We start from the raw sequence: 8,472 nt of genomic DNA on the forward strand, positions 1-8,472 counted from the left end.
TTGCGTATTAATCGATGACGGAGGAGTTATCGGCCAGGATCAGCGATTCTTGATAGATACCGTGCAAGGTGAGTGCCCACTTTCTTTTCGCGCGACTAGCCGACTGCGTCTCGCCCATTGGTCGAAAAAGTTCAACATATGCATGAATTGGTTCTACATTCAAAGGGCAAGGAGCCTGTCACACAGCACATCCAACAAACACGAAGGATCTTCACGCCATGCAGATGGGACGTCGACAATTTCTTGCCTCCTCCGGTGCCTTTGCCGCCACGGCCACCTTCGCACCGACGCTATTGGCGCACACGAAGGGTACCGGCACACCGCAACGTTATCCGGATGATGCCTGGAAGGTGCTCGATGATCGTTTCCAGCCCTATTACATCTTCAATACGCCTCTCGAACGGCAATGGACCGGCGGCTTATGGCTAGAAGGCCCCGCCTGGAACGCCGTGGGCCGTTACGCCGTGTTCAGCGACATTCCCCGTGCCCGGCAGATGCGCTGGGATGCGGTCACGGGCGACGTCAGCGTATTGCGCGAAGGTGTCGGCCATTCCAATGGCAATACCTTCGACCGCTGGGGACGTCTGGTCGCGTGTGAGCACTTTCCCCCGCGCGTGGTGCGCTATGAATGGGATGGCAGCGTCACGATCCTGGCCGAGCGGTTCCAAGGCAAGCGCCTCAATGCGCCCAACGACCTGGTGGCCCTCGACAATGGCGGCATTCTGTTCACCGATCCCGGGTACGGCGCGCACGTGGATTATGAAGGCCACAAACGCGAACTCGAACTCGACCCGGCCATCTACTACATCGACGACGACCTCGAGGAGCCACGCCTGTTCTCCGATGCGCTCTACAAACCCAACGGCATTGCGCTCTCCGCCGACCAACGCACGCTCTACGCCAGCGACACCGCGCCGTCCCACTATCCCGACCAACCGGCCACCATCTCGCGTTGGCGCCTGGCGGAGGACGGCACCGCGCAAGGCGAGCGTGAGACGGTAATCTCGAGCAAGGACGAGGGCTATGACGGCATCACGCTGGACCAGGACGGCAATATCTGGAGCAGCGTCTCGGGCGGTGCCGGTAAGGACGGTGTGTCGGTCTTCACCCCCGGCGGCGAGCGCCTGGCGCGCATTCTGCTGCCTGAAGTCTGCGCCAACCTGTGCTTCGTGGGCGAGGATCGCAACCGGCTGTTCATGACCGCCAGCCAATCGATTTACACGCTCTATACCGGGGCCCGCGGCGCCTGAACCCGAGTATTGACGCGTGTCGCCATCTGCCCGGTTTTCATCGTGAGACCGGGCATTTTCATCACTTCGACCTCCCCTCTTGTGGTCGCGCACCCGGCTCGTACTGTAGAGACATCGACATTGCTAATGCCGTATTAGCGATGCTTGCGGTCATGCGACGCTGGCACGCAGCGGCCCTTGCAGTGACTCGAACCTCACAACAACAGAGTAGGCGCACGACATGACCAACCAGGAGTTCTTCGCCCAGTTATGGGATGACTACGTCGCCATGACGCCCCAGGCGCAGCGCATTCACGACGCCTTTCTGGCCGACGGCGAAACGATCATCAACGACCACGTTGCGTTTCGTACCTTCGACCGGGGCCCCATCCGCCTGGAAGCACTCGAACCGCATCTACTGGCGATGGGCTACACCCGTTTCGCCCCCTACGAGTTCGCGGCCAAGAAGCTGCGTGCCTTCGGCTATCTGCCGCCCAGCGACGATCAGCCACGGGTATTTCTCTCCGAGCTCAAGTGCGACGAACTCTCCACCCAGGCACAAGCCAGCATCGATGCACTGATCGAACAGATCGCCCCCCAGCACGTGGCCTCGCCCGAGGTACTCTGGGCCGGCCGCTTGTGGGCAGCACCGAGCTTCGAGACCTACCAGCAGTTGATGGCGGAAAGCGAGTACGCCGCCTGGCTATCGATCATCGGCCTGCGTGCCAACCACTTCACCATCAGCGTCAATCGCTTCACGCAGTACGACACGCTGGAAAAGGTGCTCGCGAAAGTCGAGGACCTGGGCATCGGCATCAATGACGCGGGCGGCCGCATCAAGGGCTCGCCCGAGGTCCTGCTCGAACAAGGCTCGACGCTGGCCGACCGCCAGCCGTTCACCTTCGCCGGTGGTCAGACGGAAGAGATTCCGACCTGCTATTACGAATTCGCCAAGCGCTATCACGATGACGACGGCCAGCTCTACCAGGGCTTCGTCGCCGCCAGCGCGGACAAGATCTTCGAATCCACCGATGTGCGCGGCGAGCGCTCCGCGGGACGTTGAACATGCTCGACGACTGGCTCGCTTCGAGTCTCGACGCTGATCCCGTCGAGCCGCACGAAGAACGCAGTGGAAAGGTGCCCGGCGGGCGCTATCGCCTGCATGCGCCCGGCGTACTCGAACTGCTCCCCGATGAGTTCGCTCCCGAGGCACAGGCATGCGTCGTGTCGGCGGGCATCCACGGCAACGAGACCGCGCCCATCGAACTCGTCGGCGCGTGGCTGGCGCGCCTCGAGGCCGGCCAACTCAGACTCGGTGCGCCGGTACTGGTGATCCTCGGCAACCTCGAGGCGATTCGGCAAGGCGTGCGCTTTTGCACCACCAACCTCAATCGCCTGTTCCAGCGAGGCCTGGATCTGGAAGGCGACGAGCCCGAGCGCGCTCGTGAGCTGATGGCTGTCGTCGATGCCTTCTTCGCGCGCCATGACCTCCCCCGCGTGCATTACGACATGCACACCGCGATTCGCGACAGCCGCTACCCGCGTTTCGCCGTCGAGCCCTTCGCCGCCGCCGAGACGCATCCCGCGCAATGGCATTGGCTGGCCGCCGCCGGCATGCAGGCAGCCTTGCATCAGCACCGCCATAGCTGGACCTTCTCGCATTATTCCAAGCATTATCACGCCGCCCAGGCATTCACGCTGGAACTCGGCAAGGTGCGCCCCTTCGGGGAAAACGACCTCGACGCGCTATCCGGAATGCTCATGCTACTCGAGGCAGTACTCGAAGGCCGACCGGCCCCGTCGCGGAGTCTAGAAGACGTGCGTTTCTTCAGGGTCGTCAGCGAGCTGATGCGTCAATCGCAGGACTTCTCGCTAGGCTTCTCCGAGGAGACGCCCAACTTCACCGAATTCGCCGTGGGCACCCTTCTCGCGCACGATGGTCAGGCCGGCGACACCGTCGTCGCGGATGCGCCGGTGGCAGTGGTGTTTCCCAATGCCCAGGTCGAACTCGGGGCGCGCGCGGCGTTGCTGGTACGTGCATGCCCACCGCCGGCATGATGCTTTCCCGTTTCTCCTCGTGTGCACCACGAGGGCACAGGCGCTTTCAAGCAACGCCTGGCACAGCACGCAATGACAACAACACAGGACGACTTACATGCATAAGATGACGCACTTCTACGACAAACGTCGTATCATCGGCCGCCAAATCGAGTCTGCTCGGTCGCCCGCGGCCTGCTAGAATCGCTCCCTTTTTCGCGCTAGCCGCCCCAAGGTCGGCATACCGCGCTTACCGGCATCTTCATCGTCGCCTGGTATGCCGACCGAGACTTACCGCCACGTTTGGAGCTTTTCATGGCTGATACGCCCATTCCCCTCGAAGTACGTGATATCACCAAGCGGTTCGGTGACACCGAAGTCCTCAAGGGACTCTCCCTGACCGCCCACAAGGGCGACGTGATCACGCTGATCGGGGCCTCTGGCTCCGGCAAGAGCACCTTTCTACGCTGCATGAATCTGCTCGAGCAACCCAATGAAGGCGAGCTGATCGTGCATGGCGAGAACATCGCCTTCAAAACCACCCGCCACGGCCGCGAACCCGCCGACTGGAAACAGGTCGAACGCATCCGTGCCAAGCTCTCGATGGTGTTCCAGAGTTTCAACCTCTGGGCTCACATGACGTTGCTGGAAAACGTCATCGAGGCCCCCATTCATGTGCTCGGCAAGCCGAAACGCGAAGCGGTCGAACACGCACGCCAACTGCTCGACCGCGTGGGACTGCTCGATCACGCCGACTATTATCCGGCCCAGATGTCCGGCGGTCAGCAGCAACGCGGCGCCATTGCCCGTGCACTGGCCATGGATCCGGAAGTGATGCTGTTCGACGAACCGACCTCGGCGCTCGATCCCGAACTCGTCGGCGACGTGCTCAAGGTCATGCGCGACCTGGCCGACGAGGGTCGCACCATGATCGTGGTCACCCATGAGATGAGCTTCGCCCGCGATGTCTCCTCGCAAGTGATCTATCTGCACCAGGGCATGATCGAGGAAATCGGCCCGCCGAAGGAAGTCCTCGACAATCCGCAGTCGGATCGCCTCAAGCAGTTCCTGGCACCCAAGCACTGACGCCCGAGGGGAGAACACCGCATGATCGACTTGAAGGGCTACGGCCCACGGCTTCTCGAGGGTGCTTTGGTCACGGTAGAAGTGGCCGTGCTGTCATTGTTGCTGGCCTTGATCCTGGGCCTGCTCACCGCCAGCGCCAAGCTTTCGCGCCATGTGCTCTTGCACCGCCTCGCCACGCTCTACACCACCCTCATTCGCGGGGTGCCCGATCTGGTATTGATGCTGCTGCTGTTCTTCGGCGGTCAGATAGGCGTCAACATGATCACCGATTGGCTGTACTACCAGTTCGATGTGGATATTTTCATCAGCATCAACGAATTCGTCGCCGGCGTCGTGACCATCGGCTTCATCTTCGGCGCCTACATGGGCGAGACCTTTCGCGGCGCCTTTCTTGCCGTCGACAGCGGCCAGCTCGAAGCCGGGCGCGCCTACGGGATGTCCAGCCGGCTCATTTTCCGACGCATTCAATTCCCGCAGATGATGCGTCACGCCCTTCCCGGCCTGGGTAACAACTGGATGGTGCTGCTCAAGACCACCGCACTGGTCTCGGTCATCGGGCTTTCCGATATGGTGCGCATCGCCGCCGAGGCAACCAAGGCCACTCACGAGCCGTTCTTGTTCATGGTCCCGGTGGCGCTCATTTATCTGTTGATCGCCAGCGTCTCGGAGTGGGGCGTGGCACGACTGCAAAAACGCTATAACGTCGGTTTCGGGGAGGCAGACGAATGGAACAACTAAACGCCTGGTTCGTCGAGCTTCTCTCGAACAACGACATTTTCACGGCCAATACGCTCGGCTACTACCTCGATGGGCTGGGCAACACCGTGCGCCTGGTCTTTCTATCCCTGATCATCGGCCTGGTGCTGGCCGTGCCACTCGCCATCGCGCGTGGCTCACGCCGCAAGTGGATCAAGTGGCCGGTATTCTTCTATACCTACGTGTTTCGTGGCACGCCATTGTTGATTCAGCTTTACATGATTTATTACGGCGTGGTGTTCATCGAGGGCATTCAGGACACCTTCCTGTGGGTCATCCTGCAGGGCGCCTTCTACCCCGCGCTGATCGCCTTCACGCTCAATACCGCCGCCTATACCACCGAGATCTTCCATGGTGCCATCAAGGCCACGCCACGCGGCGAGATCGAAGCGGCACGCGCCTACGGCATGTCGCGAGCGCTGATGATGCGCCGCATCATCATGCCCAGCGCCTTCCGACGTGCCCTGCCGGCCTACGGCAACGAGGTGATCTTCATGCTCCACGCCAGCGCCATCGCCAGCGTGGTCACGATCATGGACCTCACCGGGGCCGCACGCTTCGTCTATGCCCGCTTCTACGCGCCCTTCGACGCCTTCCTCTTCGTGGCGGCCATTTACCTGTGCCTGACCTTCGCCATTTTGTATCTCTTCCGCCACCTGGAAAAGAAGCTTCTGGCGCATCTAAAACCGATCAATGGATGAGCTTTTCTGCCTGCCTCGGCCCGCGTCATGGCACGTGGCAGGCCTTATTTCCTTACCACTATTCCAACGAGGCTTATCATGAAAAAACTCCTGGCACTGACCCTTCTGGGCATGGTCATGACCACCGCCACCGCTCAGGCGCGTGATGGTGATGATGAAATACGGCTGGCCATCGACGTGCCCTATGAACCTTTCGTCTACCGCACCCCGAGCGGTGAGCTGAAGGGCTTCGAGATCGATCTCGGCAACGAATTGTGCGAACGCGCCAACCTCGATTGCACCTGGGTCGAACAATCCTGGAGCGGCATCATCCCCGGGCTGCTCTCGCGCAAATACGACGCCATCCTGTCCTCGATGGCCATCACGCCAGCACGTGCCAATCAGGTCCTCTTTTCGATTCCCTACTACAACACGCCCAGCGTCTGGATCACGCGCCGCGGTCGCGACATCGACATCAGCGACAAGGCCTCGCTCGAAGGGCTCAGCGTCGGGGTGCAGCGCGGCACCATCCGCGATAGCTACGTCACCCAGATGTACGGCGACGTGCTGGATATCCGCCGCTATTCATCGTCGCAGGACGTCGCCAACGACCTGATCGCTGGACGCCTCGATCTTTCCTTCGAGGACTACCCTGTCGCCGTGGACACCTTCCACTTCCGGGAACCGGACAGCAAGTTCAAGCAGGTCGGCGAGAGCATCAAGACGCCCACTTCGATCTTCGGCAAGGGCGCTGCCATGGCCTTCCGCCAACGCGACAAGGCACTGGCCGAGAAATTCAATCAGGCCATTCGCGACGTCTATGCCAACGGCACCTACGACAAGCTGATGAAGCAGTACTTCGACTACGACATCTCCCTGCCCGTCGGTAAACAATGACCGATTGCCGGCGGTAGAACATACCGCCGGCCTTTACGAGGACACTTCATGCAGCATCACACGCATCCCTTGTTGAGCCCGGTTCCCGGCACGCAGCGCAGCCTGGAGAGTTTCCACTTCGGTCCCGACGACGCGGCCAAACGCGTCTATATTCAAGGCTCGCTGCATGCCGACGAACTCCCCGGCATGCTGGTCGCCTGGACCCTCAAGCAGCGCCTGAAAGCGCTGGAAGAGGCCGGACAGCTCAAGGCGCACGTCATCGTGGTGCCGGTCGCCAACCCCATCGGGCTCGACCAGCAACTGATGGACATTCCGCTGGGGCGCTACGATTTCGAGAGCGTCAGCAACTTCAACCGGGGCTATCGCGACGTCACCGAGCGCATCGCCGAAGGGCTGGAAAGCGCGCTGACGCAGGATGCCGAACACAACCGGGCCGAGATTCGTCGGCGCTTCACCGCCGCCCTCGATGAACAGCCGGCCACCACGGCCCACGCGTCTCTGCATCGGACGCAGCAACGCCTGGCCTGCAACGCGGACTTCATTCTCGATTTGCACTGCGATTTCCACGCCGTCGAGCACCTCTACACCACCCCGGCGGCGTGGCCCGACTTCGAGCCCCTGGCGCGTTATTTCGGCGCCAAGGCCAGCATGCTCGCCACCGACTCCGGCGGCGGCTCGTTCGACGAGTGCTTCACCCTGGTCTGGGAGCAACTGCGTGAGCGTTTCGGCGACCGCTACCCCATCCCCTACGGCAGCCAATCGATCACCCTCGAGCTGCGCGGCCAACAGGACGTCGCCCGCGACATCGCCGAACGCGATGCCGAGGCGATTCTCGACTGGATGCGCTACCACGCCCTGATCGACGGCGAGGCGCCGCCCCTGCCGGCGCTGCCGTACCCCGCCACCGAGCTCGCCGCCATGGACTTCCTCCGCGCCCCCGCGGGCGGCGTCGTGGTCTTCCACCGCACGCCGGGGGAAGAAGTCAAAAGCGGCGACCTGATCGCCGAGATCATCGACCCCATCAGCGACGCCGTACACCCCGTGCGCGCCGAGCAAGACGGCATGTTCTACGCCCGCACCCAGCGCAGAATGGCCACCGCCGGCATGATCGTCGCCGACGTCGCCGGCCACCACGCACACCGCAGCGGCTACCTGCTCGCGCCGTGAAGTAGCACTAAAGGTGACAATAATCGCAGCCCCTCGCGTTCTTATTTCACCGCAACAAACACCACCGACAACGGGCGGCCCACGCTGCTCGTTGTTTTACAAGTAAGCTAACACTTACCACCCTCGCCCCCGATAACCCCACACCCTCGCCAAGCCACGAACTGCATCGATAAGTGCCCCCTTATCCGCTTTGCTGACCGACCTCATCCCGCCTAGTATGAAACCCTAAGGCCGCTTAGACGGCTCAAAAAATAACCGATACGCATGGGACTACCGCATCAACATAATATGCAGTGGCCTAGCGGTAGCGTGTCTGATGACCGCACCCGACGCTCCAAGCGTGACGAAAACCGTCAAAAGCAGCAGGCACGCGAATTCTGCATAACGCGCCGAATCATTCTTAGTATGGCTTAAAATCAATTGGTTAGGTGCGTAAGGGCAAGCTAGATAAGATTTATTGAACGCGCGCTCGTTCAAGTGGCAAAACGAGCGCGCTAGCTAATACCTGTTATGTGAATGCCCAAGTGTAATGACCCCCTGGTTTCTGCACACCCTACGCAATTAATGCGGGGTGTGCTCGGGGTGCCACGTAGTCCAGAGACTGGTGTGGCCGTTCTTCG

General features: G+C 61.3%; 8 protein-coding genes. All 8 read left to right on the forward strand.

All coding sequences use genetic code 11. The annotated features are described in order from the left end of the window. Nucleotides 1-218: 218 nt before the first annotated feature. The 8 genes from C8E00_RS12565 to C8E00_RS12600 all read left to right on the forward strand — a co-directional run bounded on the left by C8E00_RS12565 (nt 219) and on the right by C8E00_RS12600 (nt 7,852). Nucleotides 219-1,250, forward strand: a complete 1,032-nt coding sequence (locus tag C8E00_RS12565) for an SMP-30/gluconolactonase/LRE family protein (protein WP_133697866.1) — start codon at nt 219-221, stop codon at nt 1,248-1,250. Nucleotides 1,251-1,470: 220 nt separating this feature from the next. Further along, nucleotides 1,471-2,292: a DUF1338 domain-containing protein gene (locus C8E00_RS12570; protein WP_133697867.1), complete on the forward strand. Its 822-nt coding sequence runs from the start codon at nt 1,471-1,473 to the stop codon at nt 2,290-2,292. 2 nt (nt 2,293-2,294) lie between these two features. After that, on the forward strand, nt 2,295-3,287 hold the full coding sequence (locus C8E00_RS12575; RefSeq protein WP_133697868.1) for a succinylglutamate desuccinylase: 993 nt from the start codon (nt 2,295-2,297) through the stop codon (nt 3,285-3,287). Nucleotides 3,288-3,581: 294 nt separating this feature from the next. Next, nucleotides 3,582-4,352: an ABC transporter ATP-binding protein gene (locus C8E00_RS12580; protein WP_133697869.1), complete on the forward strand. Its 771-nt coding sequence runs from the start codon at nt 3,582-3,584 to the stop codon at nt 4,350-4,352. 21 nt (nt 4,353-4,373) lie between these two features. Beyond that, the gene (locus tag C8E00_RS12585; protein ID WP_133697870.1) at nt 4,374-5,090 is read left to right on the forward strand and encodes an ABC transporter permease; all 717 of its coding nucleotides are present in this window, start codon (nt 4,374-4,376) and stop codon (nt 5,088-5,090) included. Beyond that, the gene (locus tag C8E00_RS12590; RefSeq protein WP_133697871.1) at nt 5,078-5,809 is read left to right on the forward strand and encodes an ABC transporter permease; all 732 of its coding nucleotides are present in this window, start codon (nt 5,078-5,080) and stop codon (nt 5,807-5,809) included. The genes C8E00_RS12585 and C8E00_RS12590 overlap by 13 nt, the downstream gene beginning before the upstream one ends. Before the next feature lie 78 nt (nt 5,810-5,887). After that, a complete protein-coding gene (locus C8E00_RS12595; protein WP_133697872.1) occupies nt 5,888-6,685 on the forward strand; it encodes a transporter substrate-binding domain-containing protein in 798 nt (265 codons plus the stop codon). A 48-nt stretch (nt 6,686-6,733) separates the two neighbouring features. Then, entirely contained in the window at nt 6,734-7,852 is a 1,119-nt protein-coding gene (locus C8E00_RS12600; protein ID WP_133697873.1) for a succinylglutamate desuccinylase/aspartoacylase family protein, read from the forward strand. Nucleotides 7,853-8,472: the final 620 nt, after the last annotated feature.

Origin of the sequence: Chromohalobacter marismortui (assembly GCF_004364315.1) — a bacterium.
GTDB lineage: Bacteria > Pseudomonadota > Gammaproteobacteria > Pseudomonadales > Halomonadaceae > Chromohalobacter > Chromohalobacter marismortui.

Bases quoted from the DNA above. Each gene is read 5' to 3' on its own strand.
- C8E00_RS12565 (WP_133697866.1), top strand. From the start codon at position 219: ATGCAGATGGGACGTCGACAATTTCTTGCCTCCTCCGGTGCCTTTGCC.
- C8E00_RS12570 (WP_133697867.1), top strand. From the start codon at position 1,471: ATGACCAACCAGGAGTTCTTCGCCCAGTTATGGGATGACTACGTCGCC.
- C8E00_RS12575 (WP_133697868.1), top strand. From the start codon at position 2,295: ATGCTCGACGACTGGCTCGCTTCGAGTCTCGACGCTGATCCCGTCGAG.
- C8E00_RS12580 (WP_133697869.1), top strand. From the start codon at position 3,582: ATGGCTGATACGCCCATTCCCCTCGAAGTACGTGATATCACCAAGCGG.
- C8E00_RS12585 (WP_133697870.1), top strand. From the start codon at position 4,374: ATGATCGACTTGAAGGGCTACGGCCCACGGCTTCTCGAGGGTGCTTTG.
- C8E00_RS12590 (WP_133697871.1), top strand. From the start codon at position 5,078: ATGGAACAACTAAACGCCTGGTTCGTCGAGCTTCTCTCGAACAACGAC.
- C8E00_RS12595 (WP_133697872.1), top strand. From the start codon at position 5,888: ATGAAAAAACTCCTGGCACTGACCCTTCTGGGCATGGTCATGACCACC.
- C8E00_RS12600 (WP_133697873.1), top strand. From the start codon at position 6,734: ATGCAGCATCACACGCATCCCTTGTTGAGCCCGGTTCCCGGCACGCAG.